The organism is Streptosporangium amethystogenes subsp. fukuiense (genome assembly GCF_042665875.1).
GTDB classification, from domain to species: Bacteria; Actinomycetota; Actinomycetes; order Streptosporangiales; family Streptosporangiaceae; genus Streptosporangium; species Streptosporangium fukuiense.
The window spans coordinates 3,727,643-3,746,539 of record NZ_JBHTEE010000001.1 but is presented as its reverse complement, the minus strand read 5'-3'; the positions used below and the strand labels follow the sequence as shown (position 1 = coordinate 3,746,539).

Genomic DNA, 18,897 nt, shown 5'->3' with positions numbered 1-18,897 from the left:
TCCGCCGGCGGAACGGAATCACGATGTTCGGCCACCGTGCCAACAGCCGAGGAGGACAGTTGAGGCGTAACCTCGTACACGACCTGGAGGCGCGGGCGAGCGGATCGCCACACCGCATCGGGCTCATCCATGAGGATGGCCGGACCTGGACGTACCGGCAGATCGACCAGGCCGCCTCGGCGGTCGCCCGTGCCCTCGTCGAGCATGGGCTGACGCCGGGCAGCCGGGTGGGCCTCTACCTCGCCAACAGCCCCGAGCTGGTCTTCGGCCTCGCCGGCTGCTGGAAGGCCGGTCTCGTGCCGGTCCCGATGAGCGGGCTCTACAACTTCGACGAGGTCCGATCGTGCGTCGCCAAGACCGGGCCGGACATGGTGGTCGCCGACCCGGCGAAGCTCCCCGAGGACGGCGTCGGCGTCCCGCTGCTCCCCCTTGACGTGGTCCGGGCGGCGGGGGAGACGGCTCGTGGCTCCGCCGGGAGCGACTCGCCGCCGGTCAGGGCCCCCGAGCCGGCCGAAGAGGACGAGGGACTGCTGCTGTTCACCGGCGGCTCCACCGGCATGCCGAAGGCCGTGGCCGTCACCCACTCCGGCACGCACGCCTCGATGTCGACCCTCGCCCGGGCGCAGAAGGGGGGACGGCAGCCGGAGGAGGGGCTGTACGCGCTGGTGGACGAGTCCGTGCCGCCGAACCTGGTGCTGCTGCCGCTCTTCCACGGCGGCGGCATCCAGTCCCTGTTGTTCAGCTGGCACGTCGGCAGGACGGTGCTGCTGGTCGAGCGGTTCTCCGTCGACCGGATCGCGCGGCTGGTGCCGCGGTACCGCGTCGACAACCTGTTCCTGCTGCCGACCATGGTGTACGACCTGACGCACACCACCGAGCGGCCGGATCTCTCCTCGGTGCGCAAGGTGCTCGTCGCCGGACAGCGGCTGGACCCCGAACTGAAAACCCTGTTCGAGCAGAGGTTCGGCGTCATCGTGATGTCCAACTACGGTTCCGCCGAGCTCGGCCACGTCGCCGGGTGGAATGCCCGGGACGTTCGTGAGGGGCGTTGGAAGCCGGGCTCGGTCGGCCGGATCTACGACGGTGTCGAGCTTGAGATCCGCGACGAGGACGGCGCCTCCCAGCAGACCGGGAGGCAGGGCGAGATCTGGGTGAAGTCCACGCGCACCAAGGGCTACGTCGACACGGGCGGTGACGGGGCATCGCTCGTGGAGAACGGCTGGGTCCGGTCCGGTGACATCGGCTATGTCGACGCCGACCGGGTGCTGTATCTGGTGGGGCGTAGCAGGGAGGTCATCAAGACCGGAGGTTTCCAGGTGTGGCCGGGGGAACTGGAGGGGGTCCTACGCCGGCACCCGGCGGTGGCCGACATCGCGGTGGTCGGCGTGGCGGACGACCGCCTCGGCGAGGTGCCCAAGGCGTTCGTCGTCCCGACGGCGGGAACGGCGGCGGGAACGGCGCTGGCCGACGAGTTGGTCGCCTGGTGCCGTGAGCGGCTCGCCCACTTCAAGAGCGTGCGGCAGGTGGCCTTCGTGGACGCGCTGCCCCGGAGCGAGGCAGGAAAGGTCCAGCGCGCGGCGCTTGTCGCCTCGGACGCGTCCCGGTCCTCCGGGGCGAACGACAGCAAGGAGTCGGCATGACGACTGTTCCGATGACCGAATCGTTGTGCCAGGCCGGGTCCTCCGGCGTGGCGAAGGCGCCTCGTCCCACCGGGGCGTCCCAGTCCGTGACGATCCCGGGAGCGCACTTCCGGCGGGTGCTGGGAAACGTGCCGACCAGTGTCGCGGTGGTCGCCGGTATCGGGCCGGACGGGCAGCCGGTCGGACTGGCGATCGGCACGTTCACCTCCGTGTCCATGGACCCCCCGCTGGTGGCCTTCTGCCCCGGTGAGAGCTCCACGAGCTGGCCCAAGATCCGAATGGCGAAGCGTTTCTGCGTGAACGTCCTGGCGGCCGGCCAGGAGGACGTCTGCGCGGCCTTCGCGAGCAAGCAGCCCGACAAGTTCCGTGGACTCTCCTGGACGGCGGCGGGCAACGGCGCGCCGCGGTTGGAGAGCGTGGTCGCCTGGGTGGAATGCGACCTGGAGGCCGAGTACCAGGCGGGCGACCACAGCATCGCCGTCGGCAGGGTGACGCATCTTGAGACGGGGACCGGAGAGATGCCTCTGGTCTTCCTCGGTGGGCGGTACCTCAGTGTCGACTGAGGCCGACCTGGCCTCGGCGGCTCGGCGGCCGATCGACTGGCGACCGGCCGAGATCCGTCCCGGCCTGTGGTCGATACCGGTCGCGATACCGATCGCCTCGCTCCAGGCGGTCAACGTCTATGTCCTCGAACTGGCGGGCGGCGGCGTCGCGCTCGTGGACGCGGGCTGGGACAGCGAGGAGTCCTGGCGGAGCCTGCGAGACGGACTGAGTCTCCTGGGGTGGCGCCTTGACGAGGTGCGCAAGGTGGTCGTCACCCATGCCCACCCCGACCATCTCGGCCTCGCCTACCGCGTGGCGGGCGCGTCGGGGGCCGGCGTGCTGGTGCACGAACTGGAGGCGGGGCGGCTGCGGGGCGGCAGGAGCGGCCCGCTGAACTTCCGGCGAGCGCTTGAGGCCACCTACCCCCGCTGGGGCGTGCCTCCGGCGCGGGTCGAGGAGATGCTGGCCGCCAGTGCCCCCTCGTCCGAGGAGTCCTGGACCGCTCCGGTCCAGGGAGTGTCCGACGGGGCGACGCTGGATCTGCCCGGGTGGTCGGTACGGGCGGTATGGACCCCCGGCCACACGCAGGGGCATCTCTGCCTGTACGACATCGGGCACCGGTTGCTGTTCTCCGGCGACCACGTGCTGCCGCGGATCACGCCGGGTGTCGGTGTGCACCCGGCCGAGGAGGCGGATGTCCTGGGCGAGTTCCTGGCCTCCCTGCGAAAGGTGGCCGCGCTCGACGTCGAGGAGGTGCTGCCGGGGCACGAGAACCGGTTCTCCGGACTGCGTGAGAGGACCGACTTCCTGGCCGGCCACCACGACCTGCGCCTCGACGAGGTGGAGTCGGTGGTCCGCGCGGACCCCGGGGTGTCCGGCTGGCAGGTGACGCGGCGCATCGGCTGGTCGCGGCCCCTGGAGCGGTTCGGTTCCGCGATGGTCAGGGCCGCCGTCGCGGAGACCATGGCGCACCTCGTCCATCTCGAGACGCTCGGCCGCCTGACGCGACTCGACCGGAACGGGGCGTCCACCGAGGGCTGGGTGCCTCGGGACTCCTGAGGCCGAGGGCGGTGTGCCCGGCCCGGTCTCGGGCCCGCCGGTCAGGCCTGCCGGGGGAGCGATCGGTAGACCGAGAGCACCACGGAGTCGCCGAGCCTGACCGCGGCCCGCTCCTCGTGCGCGGTCAGGGCCGGTGCCATGACGGACAGCGCGCCGGCGGCGATCAGCTCCTCGTGCGCGGCCGCGACATCGGCGACCTTGACGTTGAGGCTCACCGCCGCGCCGCCGGGCAACTCCTCGGTCACGGTCAGGGCCACGGTGAGCCCGCCCGCCTCCAGCGCGGTCCAGCGGTCGCCGTCCCGGACGGTGACCGGGAGATCCGTCACCCGGCCCAGCAGCCGTTCGGCGGCGGCGGTGTCCTGGACCGCGACGGCGATGCCGCGGAGCACGCCACTCTGCTGGGGGGCCACGGTCATGATGGGCTCCTTCTCGGCCTGACGGCCGCCCGGCCGATCACGGTCCGGGCGTTGACGGGGATGTGCACACGATCATACCATCTGGTCGGTATCTAAGGACAGGTGATGATGTTCCAAGACTTCGACTCCTTCCGTGACCGTCTTCATGAGATCGCCGTGGACGCGGTCCGGCCACGGGCCGCCGGGATCGACGCGGACGGCCTCTACCCCGAGGACGTCCACCGGAGATTCGCCGCGGAAGGGCTGCTGGCTCTCAGCCTGCCGCCCGAGCTCGGCGGTCCGGAAGGCCATGCCCCCCGGGGGATCGTCGCGCTCACTCACGCCACCGAGGTGATGGCGCAGTACTCCGGCGCGGCGGGCCTGATGCTGCTGCTGTCCCGGCTGCCCGCGGCGTTCCTGCTCCTCGCCGGGACGCCGGAACAGCGACGGGAGCGGTTGATCCCCCTGGGGCAGGGCCGGAGCAGAGGCTCGTTCTGCATGTCCGAACCGCAGGCCGGTAGCGATGTGCTGGGCGTGTCCACCCGCGCCGAACCGGACGGCGACGGCTGGCTGCTCTCGGGCCACAAGAGCTGGATCTCCGGCGCGGCCGAGGCCGACTGGTACGTGGTGGTCGCGACCACGGCCGACCCCGCCGAACGGCGGCCGGACGCGCTGCGCGCCTTCATCGTGGACCGGGACGCCCCGGGACTGAGCCTCCGGCTCCACCCCCGCTCGTCGGTCCGGGGAATGAGCCTGGGGGACATCGAACTCGACCGCGTGCGCGTTCCCGGCGATGCCGTGCTGCCGGGTATCACCGGGCTCGGCCCGCTGCTGCGCTCGCTGGCGACCATGCGCCCCGTCGTCGCCGCGCGGGGCCTCGGTCTCGCCGAGGCGGCGCTGATGCACGCGGTGCGCCACGCGGAGACACGCGAGGTCAACGGGGTGGCGCTGATCCGGCAACAGGGCATCCAGTGGGAACTGGCCCGGGCGGCCGCCGACGTCGAGGCGGCCAGGCTGCTGACCTACCGGGCCGCGGACCTGGTGGAGAGCGGCGCCGGCGGGCCGGACTCGGCGGGACAGCTGGCCGTGGCGAAACTGCACGCCACCGAGTGCGCCGTACGGGTGTCCGGGCTGGCCACGCAGATCTTCGGTGCCGCGGGAAGCGTCGCGGGACATCCGGCGGAACGGTTCCACCGCGACGCGCGGAACCTGACCGTGGTGGAGGGGACCTCGGAGATCCAGCTCGGCATCATCGCCCGCGGCCTCCAGGACCGGCACATGTGGTGGGGACCGAAGATCGACAGGAAAGTGGTGCGTCAGTGAGCATGTGCGCGGGCCGGGTGGCCGTCATCAGCGGTGCCGGACGGGGCCTGGGAAGGTGCCATGCCCTCGCGCTGGCCGCCGCCGGTGCCGCCGTCGTGGTGAACGACCTGGGCTCAGGCCGGGACGGCAACGGGCAGGCGAGCCCGGTGGCGGAGGAGGTGGTCTCGGAGATCCGGGCCCTCGGCGGCCGGGCGGTGGCCAGCGGGCACGACGTCGCGGACTGGGACGCCAGCAGGCGGCTGGTCGAGTTGGCCGTCGGCGAGTTCGGCCGGCTGGACGTGGTCGTGAACAACGCCGGGATCCTTCGGGACCGGATGCTGGTGAACATGTCCGCGGAGGAGTGGGACGCCGTCATGCACGTACACCTGCGTGGCACGTTCGCGCTGAGCCGATGGGCGGCCTCGCACTGGCGTGAGCGGTCCAAGGCCGGCGACGAGGTCGACGCCAGGATCATCAACACGACGTCTCCGTCCGGCCTGTTCGGCAAGCCGGGACAGGCGAACTACGGGGCGGCCAAGGCCGGTATCGCGACGCTGACCATGATCGCGGCGGCGGAGCTGGCCCGTTACGGCGTGACGGTGAACGCCGTCGCGCCGGTCGCCTACACGCGGATGACCTCGGATCTGGTGACGGACCCGCGCGCGGTCGACGAGCTGGCGCCCGAGCACGTCTCGCCGGTGGTCACCTGGCTCGCCGGCCCCTCCTCACGCGAGGTCACGGGCAGGGTCTTCGAGGTCTCCGGGCGGCGGCTCGGCGTGGCGGAACCCTGGCGGCACGGTCCGTCGGTGGTTCCCGACGGCGTGATGGATCCCGTTGAGGTCGGGGTGACGATCGAGAGGCTGCTGGGACAGGCGGCGCCGCCGGAGCCCATGGGAGGCAACCTGTGATGGCCGGGACGTCGATGACGGAACTGCCGATCACGGACCTGGAGACGGTGCTCACCACGACGCGGGCGGTGCGTCGCAGGCTCGACTTCGACCGGCCGGTGCCGCGCGAGACGGTCCTCGACTGTCTCCGTACCGCCCTGCAGGCGCCGACGGGCGGGGACGCCGAGGACTGGCGCTTCATCCTGGTGGGGGACCCCGAGGTCCGCCGCCAGATCGGTGCGGAGTACCGCCGCCTGTTCGACGTTCACGTCGGGCCGCGGATGGCGGGGATGCTCCAGGGCGGCACCATGCGGGTCGATCCACCGGCGGAGCCGTTGGAGCAGGCGGCCCTCCGCCGCAGGGCCCGGGTCTATTCAGGCGCCGCGTACCTCGCGGAGAACCTGGGCCGTGCGCCGTGGCTGGTGCTCGCCTGCGCCACCCGCCCGAACCGCAGCGCGAAGATCGCCGCCGCGGTGTACGGTTCCGTCTTCCCCGCCGTCTGGTCCTTCCAGCTGGCGCTGCGGTCGCGCGGACTCGGCTCCATCATCACCACCCTGCACCTGCGGGAGCCCGAGGCGGTGACCCGGATCCTGCGGATTCCGGATGGCGTGACCCAGTGCGCGCTGCTGCCCGTCGCCTACACCATCGGCACCGACTTCCGTCCGGCGGCGCGCAGGCCGGTGGAGGACGTCGTGTTCGTCGACGGGTGGGACCGGCCGCCGGTCGGAGCGTGAGCGCGATGCGGAACGCGGTGACGGCCGGCGACCCTGACGGCACGGTACGGCGCGTGCCACCGTGGAGCCGGGCGTCGTGACGACCGAGCACGGTTCGCCCTTCCGGGCGCTCGCCGTGGTGGGCTATCGCTGGTTCGCCCTCGCCCAGGTGCTGGGCAACGGCGCGATGTGGATGCACCGCACGGCCCATGTGTGGCTCGTCGTCCAGATCTCCGGCGGTGACGGCGTGGCGGTCGGCGTGGTGACCGGCCTGCAGTACATCTCGATGATCCTGCTGGGGTTGAGCGGCGGCGCGCTCGGCGACCGGTTCGACAAGCGCCGGATCATGCTGATGACGCAGAGCGTCGTCGTGGTGGCCAGCGTCGTCCTGGCGGCGCTGATCGCCGGTGACGCCGTGACGCTGCCGATCGCCTACGTCTTCGCCGTCCTGCTGGGCGTCCCGGGAGCGCTGGACGCGCCGGTGCGGCTGGCCTACCCCCGGCAGCTCGTCCCGTACCGGTTCCTGGCCGCGGCGGTCGGGCTGAACGGCGCCGTCTTCCAGCTCGCGCGAGTCGCCGGTCCCGCCCTGGCCGGCGGCCTCATCGCCTTCTCCGGCACCGCCGAGGTGTTCGCCGTTGTCGCGGTGCTCGGTCTGGTGTCCTGCCTCGCGCTGCTGAAGGTGCGTCCGTTGCCCGGTGGTGAGGAGACGGAGGTGGAGGAGCCGGGGAGCGGGCGCCGGGGTCTCGCGGACCTGCACGCGCCGGCCTATCTGGTGCCGCTGCTGGGCGGGCTGATGCTCGGCATCGGCATGACCCACCTGCAACTGGCCATCCCGCTGCTGGTGGACTCCACGGACAAGGACGCGGCGGGTAGCTTCGGCGTGCTGACGGCGATGATCGGGATCGGCGGCGTCGTGGGGGCGGGGCTCGCGGCGTCGGTGAGGTCCGAGCCGACCAACCGGATCCTGTTCGTCTGGTCGGCGGTCTTCGCCGCGGTGACGGCGGTGGTGTCCGTGCTCCCGCCGGGGCCCGCCATGGCCGCCGGGCTGTTCGTCGCGGGCGTGACGATGCAGGTGTTCGGCACCTCGGCCATCTCGGCGCTGCAGCTGCGCTCGCCCGCGAACATCCAGGGGCGCCTGATGGCGTTGTACGTGGTCGCCTTCTTCGTCTGGGTCCCGGTGGGGGCTCCGGTCTTCGGGTGGTTCGCCAACCTTGCCGGAGCACGGCAGGCCCTGGGGATCTCCGGGCTCGTCTGCCTCGCCGTGGTCGGGCTGCTCGCGCTGTCCTTCTTGACCGGCCGCGCCGTGCGGCGCGAGCAGCACCGGGAGTGACCGCGGCTCGGCCGCTCAGCGGCGGATCGTGACGGCCCCGGGGTCGCCGTGGCCGGTGAAGTGCCGCCGGAAGTGCGCCCACTCGGTCCGGAGCGCCTCCTGCGGTGCCTGCCGGCGGACCGACCGGATGAGCGCGGTCATCTCCGCCACGGCGGTCCGGTCGTATCCGGCCAGCGTCCGCGCCACCTCGTCGACGGTCTCCACCAGCAGGTCGTCCTGAACCGTCCGGCTCACCAGGCCGAACTCGGTCATCTCGGTGGCACCGAACCGTTCACCGAGGAGCAGCATCCGGGCCGCCCGCGCCGCTCCCACCGCGCTGACCAGCCGCGCGGAGCCGCCCCAGGCCGGGATCCGCCCGTGGGGAAGATGCAGGTCCCCGAAGACCGCGTGTTGTGACGCGATCACCAGGTCGCACGCGAGGACCAGCTCCAGCCCGCCGGCGAACGCGGCCCCGTTCACCGCGGCGATCACCGGCAGCGGCGACTCCTCGATCGCCGTCATCAGATCGCGTCCGCTCTCCAGGAAGGCCAGGCGGGAGTCCGCGTCCCGCAGGGCGGCGGAGGCCCGGACGTCGGCTCCGGGGCAGAACGCCCTGCCGGTTCCGGTGACGACCAGGGTTCGCACCGCCGGGTCGGCCGCTCCGTCGGCGAGCCACCGGGTCAGCCCGGCGACGATCTCGGGACCGAGGGCGTTCGCCCGCTCCGGCCGGTCCAGACGTGCCCACAACGCCGATCCCCGGCGGCTGACGTGAACGTAGCTCATGGCTCGACCACGACCTTGCCGAACACCTGGCCGGAGAGCAGCCGGGAGAACTGCTCGCCGGCCGAGTCGAGCGGCGCCACCGAGTCCACCAGCGGCCGGACGCCGCCGGCGACGAGGAACCCGATGAGGTCCTCGAGTTCGGTCCGGGTGCCCATCGTCGAGCCGAGCACGTTGATCTGCCGGGAGAAGAGCCGGGCCAGGTTGGTCGGCGCGTCGAAGCCGGTGGTCGCGCCGGAGAGCACCACGGTGCCGCCCGGGCGCACCGCGCCGAGAGAAGACTTCCAGGTGGCCTGCCCCACGGTGTCGAGGACGACGTCGCAGTCGGACGGAAGCCGTGTTCCGGACATGACGACCTCGTGCGCGCCGAGCTCGGCGGCCCGGTCGGCCTTGGCGGGGTCCCGCGTGACCACGCGCACCCACAGTCCCGCGGCGCGGGCCAGCAGGATCGCGGCCGTGGCCACCCCGCCTCCGGCGCCCTGCACCAGCACCCGGTCACCGGGCCGTGCCCGAGCCTTGGTGAACAGCATGCGGTAGGCGGTCAGCCACGCGGTGGGCAGACAGGCCGCCTCGGCCCAGGAGAGCTCGGCGGGCTTCGGGACCAGGTTGCGGCGCGGGACGACGATTCGCGCGGCCAAAGTCCCGTGCCCCGCGTCCGAGAGCACGGACCGTTCCGGGTCGAGGGTCTCGTCACCACGACCGCGCGCGGGGTCGCCGAGGACTCCGTGGATCACGTACTCGTTGCCGTCGTCGTCCACCCCGGCCGCGTCGGTGCCCAGCACGCAGGGAAGGCCGCCTGCCGGAGTGACGGCACCGCGCAGCGTCCACACGTCGTGGTGGTTGAGCGAGGCGGCCCGTACCGTGATCGGCACCCAGCCGTCCGGCGGTATCGGTTCGGGGCGCTCTCCGACGGACAGGGCGCTGACGGGGTCGTCGGCCGACGTGGCGTGCGCGAATGCGGCGAGCATCGGGGGGCTCCCTGGGCGGTCGAGGAGAAAGTTCTCGACATCATACCAACTGGCCGGTACGATTCTGGATATTCAACGCCTCGAATGTTCGAGGGATTCCACACCATCGTTGTGTGAGCGTCTGTGCTGAGGAGGATTGGATGACGACCGACTTCGGCGATAAACGGCTCGAGGACTTCCGCGCCGAACTGCGACAGTGGTTGAACGAGCATCGGCGGCCGGCACTCGCGTCGAAGGGCGAGTACGAGCTGGAGCGCGAGGCCTGGCGGAACCCCGGGTCACCACTCTACGAGGACTTCCTCGCCTGGGAGAAGGCGTCGCTGGAAGCCCGGTTGGTCTGTCCGCACTGGCCCGTGGAGTACGGCGGCCGTGGACTGGACGACCTGGAGATGGCCGTCCTCGCCGAGGAGTTCGCACGTGCGGACATGCCGCGGGTGACCCGGGGGATGGGGGAGCGCCTCGCCGGTCCGGCCATCCTCGCGCACGGCACCCCCGAGCAGAAGGCGTACTTCCTGCCGCGTGTCGTCAGCGGCGAGGACAGGTACTGCCAGGGTTTCTCCGAGCCCGACGCGGGCTCGGACCTGGCCGCCGTCGCCACCCAGGGAGTCGTGGAGGGTGACGAGATCGTCATCACCGGGCAGAAGATCTGGACATCCCGGGCACATCTCGCCGACACGCTGTTCCTGCTGTGCCGGACCGACCCGCACGCCCCCAAGCACAAGGGCATCTCCTACGTGCTCGTCCCGATGAGGGACAACGGGATCACGGTGCGGCCGCTGATCACCATGTCGGGTGAGGACGCGTTCTCCCAGGAGTACATCGACGGCGCCCGAGCTCCGTTGTTCAACGTCATCGGGGGCCTCAACAACGGGTGGCGGTCCGCGATGACCACCCTCGGCAGCGAGCGCGGCGCGGTGGCCGCCGTCCAGCACCTGGAGTACGAGAAGGAGTGGGAGGCCCTGGTCGAACGGGCCAGGGAACTCGGCCGGGACTCCGACCCGCTCATCCGCCAGAAACTGGCCTGGGCCTACTGCCAGGTACACGTCATGAAGGCCACCGGCCAGCGAGTCCTCGCCACGCTCGCCTCCGGCGAGGAACTGGGCGCCGAGGCGTCGCTGACCAAGCTGGTCTGGAGCGAGTACCACCGGAGGCTGGGCGAGATCGCCATCGACATCGAGGGCGCGGAGGCGCTGGTGCGCCCCTCCGGCGACGGCTACCAGGTGGGGCGCTGGCAGAAGACGTTCCTCACCAGCCGCGCTGAGACGATCTTCGCGGGAACGAGCGAGGTGCAGCGCCGGATCGTCGCCGAACGCGTACTCGGCCTGCCAAGGTCGTCCTAGCGTGGCGATCCTCGACAACGTGACCGGCGGCGCGCGGTCGGAGGCGGCGCGGGCGACGCCGGACCTGAGCACCCTCTTCCGGCCACGGTCGGTCGCCCTCGTCGGTGCGACGGAACGTTCCATGTGGTCGGTCAACGCCTTCGAGAACCTGCGCCGCTACTCGCCGGGGATCGCGGTGCACTGCGTCAGCCCCTCACGGGCGACCGTGCACGGCGTCACGGCGGCGGCCTCCCTCAGCGCGGTGGGGGAACCGGTCGACCTGGCCTACATCATGTCCCCGCGCGACACCGTTCCCGACCTCCTGCGGGAGGCGGCCGCGAACGGGATCGGCGGCGCCGTCGTGCTCACCGCGGGATTCGGGGAGACGGACGACGGCCGGGCGCTGCAGCGCGAGCTCGCCGCGGCGGTGCGGGAGACCGGTATCCACCTGCTGGGACCGAACGGCAGTGGTTACGTGGACGTGCGGCACCAGGTCGTACCGTTCGGCCTCGCGCTGCCGAACCTGCCCGACCCCGGCGGCGCCTCGTTCGTCCTGCAGTCGGGCGGCCTGATGAAGCCGCTGCTCTCCCTCGCCAGAGCCTGGGGCGTGGGGGTCGGCATGCTGGCGGGCACCGGGAACGAGGCCACGCTCTCGTCCACCGATGTGGCGCGGTACCTCGTCGAGAGCGAGGAGACCGGGGCGATCGGCCTGTTCCTGGAGGCGTTCAGGGACGCCGAGGGCTTCCGGGCGCTGGCGGAGCGCGCGCTCGAACTCGACCGGCCGGTCGTGGTGCTCCCGGTCGGGCGCAGTGAGGTGGCCCGGCAGGCGGCGATGTCGCACACCGGGGCGCTGGCCGGAGACTCCGCGGTGACGTCCGCGGTGCTGCGGGAGCTCGGCGTGGTCGAGGTCTCCTCGATGGAGGAGTTCGTCGCGACGACCGAGCTGCTCTCCCGCGGGGTGCGGCCGCGCGGTGGCCGCCTCGGCGTGGTCTCGGCGTCCGGCGGAAGCTGCGAGCTGGTGGCGGACAAGGCCGCCGACGAGGGGATGACCCTGCCGCGGCTGCCACCCGAGGCGCTGGAGGAGCTCCGCTCCCTGCTGCCGGCCTTCTCCCACGTGCAGAACCCCCTCGATGTCACCGGTTACGCGACGGTGAACCCGAGACTGCCGGTGGACGCGGCCGCCGTCATGGGCAGGACCGGGGCGGAGCACTACGACCTGCTGCTGTTCCAGGCGTTCGTCGCGCCCCCCGAGCAACCCGCCGACCCCGACTTCACCCGCGCCCACTTCGCGGCGATCGCGGACACCGTCAAGGGGCTCGACGTCCCGGTGCTGCTCCAGGACGAGGTGGGCGTCGGGCTCAGCGACTTCGCCCGGGAGCTGTTCGCGGAACTCGACCTCGTCAGGTTGCCGGGAGTCGAGGTCGGGTTGCGCGCCGTCGCCAACGCGATGCGCTACACGGGCGGCAGAGAACGGCTGCGCGGGAAGGAGCGGACCGGCGCCGCCGCCCGGCCGACGTCGTCCGCACCCCTGGCGGAGATGCCGCTGCCGGAGGGCCCGCTGTCGGAGGCGCGGGCGCTGGAGTTGCTGGCCGGCCACGGCGTACCGGTGATGCCCTACCGCCTCGTCTCGGACGCGGCCGGCGCGGTGGAGGCCGCACGGCTGCTCGGCGGCCGGGTGGTGTTGAAGATCTGCTCACCGGACATCGCCCACAAGTCCGATGTCGGTGGCGTCGTCCTCGACGTCGAGGGTGACGACGCGGTGGCCGAGGCGTACACCGGCCTGATGGCGACGGTCACCGCCCGGGTGCCGGAGGCGCGCCTGGACGGCGTGCTCGTCGCGCCCTTCCGCCCCGGTGGCGTCGAGCTGATCGTCGGCATCAACCGCGACCCCGTCTGGGGACCCGTTCTCGTCCTCGGGTTCGGCGGCGTGCTGGTGGAGGTACTGGCGGACGTGGCGATACGGCCACTGCCGGTCAGCGCGCGAGACGTCACCGAGATGCTCGGCGGGCTCCGGGGGGCGGCGTTGCTACGGGGAGTACGAGGCCGTGCGGCCGGCGACGTCGACGCCGTGGTCGCGGCGGTCCTGGCATTGACGGACGCGGCACTCGGCTGGGGTGACGGCTGGGATTCAGTGGAGGTCAACCCGATGCGGGTCGACGGGACGGTGGTCGAGGCCCTCGACGCCCTCGTGGTCGGTAGGCCGGCGTGACACTCACCAGGAAGCATAAGGAGACGGCAATGAGGCTTGGATTCACGGCCGAGCAGGAGGAACTGCGCGCCGGTGTGCGTCGCCTGCTCACCGAGCACGCGAGCACCGAGAGGCTGCGGGCGGAGTTGGAGTCCGAGGAGCCCTACGACGTGGGGCTCTGGAAGCTGATGGCGGAGAGCCTCGGACTGCACGCGATGGCGATTCCCGAGGAGTACGGCGGCGCGGGCTACGGCTTCCGCGAGCAGTCGGTGGTGCTGGAGGAGATGGGCCGGGTGCTGCTGCGCTCGCCCTACCTGTCCACCGTGATCGTGGCGGCCAACGCCCTGCTGTTCGGCGACGACGAGGAACTGCGCCGCGACTGGCTGCCCCGCATCGCCGCCGGCGACGCCATCGCGAGCCTGGCCCACGTCGAGGCGGACGGGGACTGGCGGGCCACGCGCCCCCGGGTGAGCGCGGTACGCGACGGCGAGGGCTGGCGGGTCACCGGGACCAAGTCGTTCGTGACGGACGGAGTCCAGGCGGACCTGCTCCTCGTCCTGGCCTCGGTCGCGGGTGGCGAGGAGGGCGAGACCGTGCTGCTCGCCGTGGACACCCGCGAGGCGGGTGTCGTCGCCGAGGAGGTACCCGTGCTGGACATGACCCGGCGGCTGGCGACGGTGACGTTCGCCGACGCCCGCGGCCGGGCTGTCGCCCTGGGGGCCCGCGCCCGGCAGGTGCTGGACGCGACCCTCGGCATCGCGGCCGCCGGCCTGGCCTGCGAGCAGGTGGGCGGTGCCGCACGGTCCCTGGAGGTGGCGGTGGAGTACGCCAAGGTCCGCGAGCAGTTCGGCGTCCCCATCGGCAGCTTCCAGGCCATCAAGTTCAAGTGCGCCGACATGCTGCTCGACCTGGAGGCGGCGCGCTCCGCGGCGTACTACGCGGCGGCCGCGGTCGCCGACGACGCGGAGGACCTGCCCGTCGCGACCTCCGTGGCGAAGGCGGTCTGCTCGGACGCCTACACGGCCATCACCGGAGAGATGATCCAGGTACTCGGCGGGATCGGCTACACCTGGGAGCACGACGCCCACCTCTACTTCAAGAGGGCGAAGGCCTCCCAGCACCTTTTCGGAGACTCCGACCTGCACCGCGAGCAGCTCGCCGTCCGGGTGGGGGTCTGAGGTGGCCCGCAACGAGGGGAAGCAGGCGCCGAAGCCCACCCCCGACACCCGGCCGTACTGGGACGGCGCCGCGGCCGGTGAGCTGCGGCTGCCACGATGCGTCCCGTGCGGCAAGGCGTTCCTCTACCCGCGCTCGGTCTGCCCCTTCTGCTCCTCGTCGGACATCGAGTGGTTCACCGCCACCGGCAGGGGAAAACTGCACTCCTACCTGATCGCCCACCGGCCGTCGCCCGGCTTCGAGAGCGAGGGGCCGTACGCCGTGGCGGTGGTGGAGCTTGAGGAGGGTCCAAGACTCATGTCCAACATCGTCGGGGTTCCCAACGACCCGGAGCACCTCGTCCTCGACATGGACCTCGAGGTCGTCTTCGACAAGCACGGTGACGTCGCCGTTCCGAAGTTCCAGCCGGCGGGCGGTGGCCGATGAGCATCCGAGGCAGGGTCGCGATCGTCGGAGCCGCCGAGTCCGAGCAGCTCGGGCGCATCCCCGACAAGTCCGCGCTGCAGCTGCACGCCGAGTCCGGGCTGGCCGCGCTGCGCGACGCGGGGCTCGGCGTCGCGGACGTCGACGGGGTGGCCTGTGCGGGAGAGAGCCCGCTGGACGTCGCCAACTACCTGGGTATCAACCCCTCCTACCTGGACGGGACGATGGTCGGCGGGACGTCGTTCATGCTGCACGTCCGGCACGCCGCCGCCGCGATCATGGCCGGGCTCTGCGAGACGGTCCTGATCACCCACGGCGAGTCCGGCAGGTCCCGCGTCGGCATGCAGCCGTGGGCCCCCGCGCCGCAGTCGATGCGCGGGCAGTTCGAGGTGCCCTACGGCGGCGTCTTCGCGCCGTCGACGTTCCCCATCGGGGTGCTGCGCTACATGAAGCAGTACGGCATGACGCCGGAACAGCTGGCGATGGTGCCGGTCGTCCAGCGGAAGTGGGCCGCCCTCAACCCACGGGCGAAGCTGCGGGACGAGATCACCGTCGACGACGTGCTGTCCTCCAAGATGATCTCCTACCCGCTCCACCTGCTGGAGTGCTGCCTGGTCACCGATGGCGGCGCCGCGGTGGTGGTCACCTCCGCGGCACGGGCCGCCGACGGGCCGAAACCTCCCGTGTACCTGCTGGGGGCCGGTGAGGCGGGAGAGTCGTCGGCCATCTCGCAGATGGCGGACCTGACGTCGTCCCGTGCGTTCCGGGACGCCGGCCGCGCGGCGTTCGCGGAGGCCGGGGTCTCGCACTCCGAGGTGGACCATCTGATGATCTACGACGCCTTCGCGCACGTCCCGCTGTACGGGCTGGAGGATCTGGGCTTCGTCGGCCGAGGGGAGTCCTTCGGATTCGTCGAGGAGGGGCACACGGCCCCCGGCGGACGACTTCCGATGAACACCAACGGCGGCGGTCTCGCGTACACGCACACCGGGATGTACGGCATGTTCGCCATCTGCGAGTCCGTACGCCAGGTACGCGGGGAGGCGGCGGCCCAGGTGGACGGGGTGCGGACCAGCGTCGTGCTGGGCAACGGCGGCTCGTTCATGAGCGCGGGCGTCCTGGTGCTCGGCGCGGAAGAGGTCGCCGCCGCCTGAGGCGCCACCCCGTTGTCGAAACATGATTGTCGAAACATGTGAACAGGAGGACGGATGTCGCGGTTGTGTGAGGGACGCGTGGTGATCGTGACCGGTGCGGGCAACGGCATCGGCCGCTTCCACGCGCTGGAGTTCGCCCGCCAGGGCGCCAAGGTGGTCGTCAACGACCGGGGTGTCGAGCGCGGCGGCGCGGGTGGTTCGCGCACGCCGGCGGACGCGGTCGTCGCGGAGATCGAGGCGATGGGCGGCGAGGCCGTCGCCGACCACGGCGACATCGCCGACATGGCCTCGGCCGAGGCCATGGTGCAGACCGCCGTCGACCGGTTCGGCACCCTGGACGTGCTGGTGAACAACGCCGGCATCGTGCGTGACCGCACGCTGACCAACATGACCGAGGAGGAGTGGGACGACGTCATCAGGGTCCACCTGAAGGGAACCTTCGCGCCGTCCCGCGCAGCCGCCCGGCACTGGAAGGCGCGCGCCAAGGCGGGCGAGAAGCTGTCCGCGCGCCTGGTCAACACCTCGTCCTCGTCCGGCCTGCTCGGTAACATCGGCCAGACCAACTACGGGGCGGCCAAGGCGGGCATCGCCGGCTTCACCGTGATCGCGGCCATGGAACTCGCTCCGTACGGGATCACCGTCAACGCGGTCGCTCCCGGAGCGCGCACCCGGATGACCGAGGGGCTGATGGCCGAGCCCGAGGGGGACTTCGACCCCTACGACCCGGCCGCCATCTCGCCGCTGGTCGCCTGGCTGGGCAGCGAGCGGTCCGCCGGTGTCACCGGGCAGGTCTTCGGGTCCAGCGGAGGACTGCTCAGCGTGTACGAGGGCTGGAACGTCGGCCCCACCGCGGAGCTGCCCCGGCTGTGGCACGCCGAGGAGATCGACGGAGCGGTCCGCAAGCTGCTGGCCCAGTCCGTGCGGAACCCCCGGCTGCCCCAGCTGGACGGAGCCTGACATGGCCCTCGACCTCGATTCGGTCGGCCGGACCAGCGAGCCGGTGGACGTCTCCTGGGGATCCGACGAGGCGCTGCTCTACGCCGTCTCGATCGGCGCCGGGCAGGACCCGGGCGCCGAGCTCTCGGTGACCACGGAGAACAGCGAGAACCTGCGCCAGCGGGTGCTGCCGACCTTCGGCGCGCTGCTCGGCCAGCGGGTCTCCAGGCCGGACATCGGTTCGTACGACAGGGCCCGGCTGCTCCACGCCGAGCAGCACCTGGAACTGGCGGCCCCGCTGGCCGTCTCCGGCCGGGCGAGACTGACCGCCGAAGTGCTGGCGATCCATGACAAGGGCAGCGGGGCGATCGTGTGGACCGGCGTCCGCGCGGTCGATCCCACCTCCGGCGCGCCGATGTTCTCCACCCGGTCGGCCGCCTTCATCCGGGGCGCGGGAGGCTTCGGCGGCCCCCGGGGGTCCGCCGACGACTGGAAGCCGCCGACACGTTCTCCGGACGAGATCGTGCGCTACCGGACCCGCCCGGAACAGGCGCTGCTGTACCGCCTGACCGGTGACCGCAACCCCCTGCACTCGGATCCCGCGTTCGCGGCCCGCGGCGGGTTCGACCGGCCGATCCTGCACGGGATGTGCACGTACGGCTTCACCGGCAGGGCCGTCGTGGCGGCCGCCTGCGGCGGCGATCCGGATCTGCTCACCGCCATCGGCGGCCGGTTCCGCGGCATCGTCGTCCCCGGGGAGGCCCTGGAGGTCCGCCTGTGGCTGGACGGGGCCGACGTGATGTTCCAGACCGTCCGCGCGGACGGGACCGTGGTGATCGACCGAGGTGTCGCGCGGATCGACGCGTCCCGACTTGGCAACATGTGAGGCACGAAGTGAACAAGCGTTCCGCCGGACTTGATCCGTACGACTTCCTCGACGTCGACTCGCTGCTCGACACCGAGGAGAGGGAGATCCGCGACACGGTCCGCCGTTTCGTCAGGGAGCGGGTGTTGCCGGAGATCGGCGACTGGTACGAGAGGGGGGTGTTCCCGCGCGAGATCGCCAAGGAGCTCGGCTCCCTGGGGCTGCTCGGCATGCACCTGGACGGCTACGGCTGTGCCGGTACCAACGCGGTCTCCTACGGCCTGGCCTGCCTGGAGGTGGAGGCGGGTGACAGCGGCCTGCGCAGCTTCGTGTCCGTGCAGGGGTCCCTGGCGATGTTCCCGATTCGCGCCTACGGATCGGAGGAGCAGCGGGAGACCTGGCTGCCGCGGATGGCGGCGGGGGAGGCCATCGGGTGCTTCGGGCTGACCGAGCCGGACTCCGGCAGCGACCCGGGCAGCATGCGGACGACGGCCCGCCGGGACGGTTCCGACTGGGTTCTCAACGGGACCAAGATGTGGATCACCAACGGCGGCATCGCGGATGTGGCCGTGGTGTGGGCCCGAGCGGAGGAGGGCGTGCGGGGCTTCGTGGTCCCCACCGACACGCCGGGGTTCAGCACCCGGGACGTGCACGGGAAGCTCTCCATGCGGGCCTCGGTGACCTCCGAACTGGTGATGGAGGACGTGCGGCTGCCCGGGGACGCGGTGCTGCCCGGCGTCGTGGGACTGAAGGGCCCGCTGTCCTGCCTGAACGAGGCGAGGTTCGGGATCCTGTTCGGCGCGGCCGGCGCGGCACGGGCGTGCTACGAGGCGGCCGTGGAGTACAGCCTCTCCCGCACGCAGTTCGGCAAGCCGGTGGCCGGGTTCCAGCTGGTGCAGCGGAAGCTGGCCGAGATGGCGGTCAGCGTCAACCGGTCGATCCTGCTGGCGGTTCACCTGGGGCGGCTCAAGGACGCGGGAAGGCTGGTGCCGGCCCAGGTGAGCTTCGGCAAGCTGGACAACGTCCGGCAGGCCCTCGACGTCGCGCGCGAGGCGCGCGGCTGTCTCGGCGCGAACGGGATCACGCTGGAGTACCCGGTGATCCGGCACATGACCAACCTGGAGTCGGTCTCCACCTACGAGGGCACGCACGAGATCCACACCCTGGTCCTCGGCGAGGCGATCACCGGGATGCCCGCCTACCGATGACCGGCACACCGGCGGGGCACCGGGACAGGTTC

General features: G+C 71.8%; 18 protein-coding genes. 15 read left to right on the top strand and 3 right to left on the bottom strand.

The annotated features are described in order from the left end of the window. Nucleotides 1-59: 59 nt before the first annotated feature. From ACFQVD_RS15755 to ACFQVD_RS15745, 3 genes are read left to right on the top strand one after another with little or no spacing between them, the layout of a single operon-like run. Complete coding sequence (locus ACFQVD_RS15755; protein WP_343963821.1) at nucleotides 60-1,640, top strand: class I adenylate-forming enzyme family protein; 1,581 nt, start codon at nucleotides 60-62, stop codon at nucleotides 1,638-1,640. Continuing rightward, a complete protein-coding gene (locus tag ACFQVD_RS15750) occupies nucleotides 1,637-2,203 on the top strand; it encodes a flavin reductase family protein (protein WP_343963823.1) in 567 nt (188 codons plus the stop codon). Before ACFQVD_RS15755 ends, ACFQVD_RS15750 begins: the two co-directional genes overlap by 4 nt. Next, nucleotides 2,193-3,242 (top strand): MBL fold metallo-hydrolase, encoded by a 1,050-nt coding sequence (locus ACFQVD_RS15745; RefSeq protein WP_343963825.1) that lies wholly within the window; start codon nucleotides 2,193-2,195, stop codon nucleotides 3,240-3,242. The genes ACFQVD_RS15750 and ACFQVD_RS15745 overlap by 11 nt, the downstream gene beginning before the upstream one ends. 41 nt (nucleotides 3,243-3,283) lie before the next feature. On the opposite strand, the gene ACFQVD_RS15740 is transcribed toward ACFQVD_RS15745, so the two are convergent. Continuing rightward, nucleotides 3,284-3,658 (bottom strand): VOC family protein, encoded by a 375-nt coding sequence (locus ACFQVD_RS15740; protein ID WP_343963827.1) that lies wholly within the window; start codon nucleotides 3,656-3,658, stop codon nucleotides 3,284-3,286. Between the two features lie 105 nt (nucleotides 3,659-3,763). Here ACFQVD_RS15740 and ACFQVD_RS15735 point away from each other — a divergent pair, with 105 nt between their 5' ends. From ACFQVD_RS15735 to ACFQVD_RS15720, 4 genes are all read left to right on the top strand, one after another. Further along, nucleotides 3,764-4,960, top strand: coding sequence for an acyl-CoA dehydrogenase family protein (locus tag ACFQVD_RS15735; protein WP_343963829.1), 1,197 nt, complete (start codon nucleotides 3,764-3,766; stop codon nucleotides 4,958-4,960). Nucleotides 4,961-4,962: 2 nt separating this feature from the next. Continuing rightward, nucleotides 4,963-5,847 (top strand): SDR family oxidoreductase, encoded by an 885-nt coding sequence (locus ACFQVD_RS15730; RefSeq protein ID WP_343963859.1) that lies wholly within the window; start codon nucleotides 4,963-4,965, stop codon nucleotides 5,845-5,847. Next, on the top strand, nucleotides 5,847-6,560 hold the full coding sequence (locus tag ACFQVD_RS15725; RefSeq protein WP_343963831.1) for a nitroreductase family protein: 714 nt from the start codon (nucleotides 5,847-5,849) through the stop codon (nucleotides 6,558-6,560). The genes ACFQVD_RS15730 and ACFQVD_RS15725 overlap by 1 nt, the downstream gene beginning before the upstream one ends. 76 nt (nucleotides 6,561-6,636) lie before the next feature. Next, a complete protein-coding gene (locus ACFQVD_RS15720; protein ID WP_343963833.1) occupies nucleotides 6,637-7,869 on the top strand; it encodes an MFS transporter in 1,233 nt (410 codons plus the stop codon). 15 nt (nucleotides 7,870-7,884) lie between these two features. Here the strand turns inward: ACFQVD_RS15720 and ACFQVD_RS15715 are convergent, their stop codons facing one another. Both ACFQVD_RS15715 and ACFQVD_RS15710 read right to left on the bottom strand, forming a co-directional pair. Continuing rightward, nucleotides 7,885-8,631 carry an enoyl-CoA hydratase/isomerase family protein gene (locus ACFQVD_RS15715; protein WP_343963835.1) on the bottom strand — a complete coding sequence of 249 codons (747 nt, stop codon included), beginning with the start codon at nucleotides 8,629-8,631 and terminating at the stop codon, nucleotides 7,885-7,887. Next, on the bottom strand, nucleotides 8,628-9,596 hold the full coding sequence (locus ACFQVD_RS15710; protein WP_343963837.1) for a zinc-binding dehydrogenase: 969 nt from the start codon (nucleotides 9,594-9,596) through the stop codon (nucleotides 8,628-8,630). The genes ACFQVD_RS15715 and ACFQVD_RS15710 overlap by 4 nt, the downstream gene beginning before the upstream one ends. Before the next feature lie 140 nt (nucleotides 9,597-9,736). Here ACFQVD_RS15710 and ACFQVD_RS15705 point away from each other — a divergent pair, with 140 nt between their 5' ends. Genes ACFQVD_RS15705 through ACFQVD_RS15670 form a run of 8 tightly spaced genes read left to right on the top strand, consistent with a single transcriptional unit; the run spans nucleotide 9,737 to nucleotide 18,865 of the window. Then, nucleotides 9,737-10,936, top strand: coding sequence for an acyl-CoA dehydrogenase family protein (locus ACFQVD_RS15705; RefSeq protein WP_343963839.1), 1,200 nt, complete (start codon nucleotides 9,737-9,739; stop codon nucleotides 10,934-10,936). A gap of 1 nt (nucleotide 10,937) precedes the next feature. Continuing rightward, on the top strand, nucleotides 10,938-13,124 hold the full coding sequence (locus ACFQVD_RS15700) for an acetate--CoA ligase family protein (protein ID WP_343963841.1): 2,187 nt from the start codon (nucleotides 10,938-10,940) through the stop codon (nucleotides 13,122-13,124). Between the two features lie 29 nt (nucleotides 13,125-13,153). Further along, nucleotides 13,154-14,281 carry an acyl-CoA dehydrogenase family protein gene (locus ACFQVD_RS15695; protein ID WP_343963843.1) on the top strand — a complete coding sequence of 376 codons (1,128 nt, stop codon included), beginning with the start codon at nucleotides 13,154-13,156 and terminating at the stop codon, nucleotides 14,279-14,281. Nucleotide 14,282: 1 nt separating this feature from the next. Continuing rightward, nucleotides 14,283-14,705, top strand: coding sequence for a Zn-ribbon domain-containing OB-fold protein (locus ACFQVD_RS15690; protein ID WP_343963845.1), 423 nt, complete (start codon nucleotides 14,283-14,285; stop codon nucleotides 14,703-14,705). Beyond that, a complete protein-coding gene (locus ACFQVD_RS15685) occupies nucleotides 14,702-15,856 on the top strand; it encodes a thiolase C-terminal domain-containing protein (protein ID WP_343963847.1) in 1,155 nt (384 codons plus the stop codon). The genes ACFQVD_RS15690 and ACFQVD_RS15685 overlap by 4 nt, the downstream gene beginning before the upstream one ends. 54 nt (nucleotides 15,857-15,910) lie before the next feature. Then, nucleotides 15,911-16,813, top strand: a complete 903-nt coding sequence (locus ACFQVD_RS15680) for an SDR family oxidoreductase (protein WP_343963849.1) — start codon at nucleotides 15,911-15,913, stop codon at nucleotides 16,811-16,813. A gap of 1 nt (nucleotide 16,814) precedes the next feature. Further along, complete coding sequence (locus ACFQVD_RS15675) at nucleotides 16,815-17,678, top strand: MaoC/PaaZ C-terminal domain-containing protein (RefSeq protein ID WP_343963851.1); 864 nt, start codon at nucleotides 16,815-16,817, stop codon at nucleotides 17,676-17,678. 8 nt (nucleotides 17,679-17,686) lie between these two features. Further along, entirely contained in the window at nucleotides 17,687-18,865 is a 1,179-nt protein-coding gene (locus tag ACFQVD_RS15670) for an acyl-CoA dehydrogenase family protein (RefSeq protein WP_343963853.1), read from the top strand. Nucleotides 18,866-18,897: the final 32 nt, after the last annotated feature.

Excerpts from the sequence above, each read along its gene's own strand:
- ACFQVD_RS15735 (WP_343963829.1), top strand. The coding sequence starts at position 3,764 with ATGATGTTCCAAGACTTCGACTCCTTCCGTGACCGTCTTCATGAGATC.
- ACFQVD_RS15715 (WP_343963835.1), bottom strand. The coding sequence starts at position 8,631 with ATGAGCTACGTTCACGTCAGCCGCCGGGGATCGGCGTTGTGGGCACGT.
- ACFQVD_RS15680 (WP_343963849.1), top strand. The coding sequence starts at position 15,911 with ATGTCGCGGTTGTGTGAGGGACGCGTGGTGATCGTGACCGGTGCGGGC.
- ACFQVD_RS15710 (WP_343963837.1), bottom strand. The coding sequence starts at position 9,596 with ATGCTCGCCGCATTCGCGCACGCCACGTCGGCCGACGACCCCGTCAGC.
- ACFQVD_RS15725 (WP_343963831.1), top strand. The coding sequence starts at position 5,847 with ATGGCCGGGACGTCGATGACGGAACTGCCGATCACGGACCTGGAGACG.
- ACFQVD_RS15685 (WP_343963847.1), top strand. The coding sequence starts at position 14,702 with ATGAGCATCCGAGGCAGGGTCGCGATCGTCGGAGCCGCCGAGTCCGAG.
- ACFQVD_RS15750 (WP_343963823.1), top strand. The coding sequence starts at position 1,637 with ATGACGACTGTTCCGATGACCGAATCGTTGTGCCAGGCCGGGTCCTCC.
- ACFQVD_RS15730 (WP_343963859.1), top strand. The coding sequence starts at position 4,963 with ATGTGCGCGGGCCGGGTGGCCGTCATCAGCGGTGCCGGACGGGGCCTG.
- ACFQVD_RS15675 (WP_343963851.1), top strand. The coding sequence starts at position 16,815 with ATGGCCCTCGACCTCGATTCGGTCGGCCGGACCAGCGAGCCGGTGGAC.
- ACFQVD_RS15705 (WP_343963839.1), top strand. The coding sequence starts at position 9,737 with ATGACGACCGACTTCGGCGATAAACGGCTCGAGGACTTCCGCGCCGAA.
- ACFQVD_RS15740 (WP_343963827.1), bottom strand. The coding sequence starts at position 3,658 with ATGACCGTGGCCCCCCAGCAGAGTGGCGTGCTCCGCGGCATCGCCGTC.
- ACFQVD_RS15695 (WP_343963843.1), top strand. The coding sequence starts at position 13,154 with ATGAGGCTTGGATTCACGGCCGAGCAGGAGGAACTGCGCGCCGGTGTG.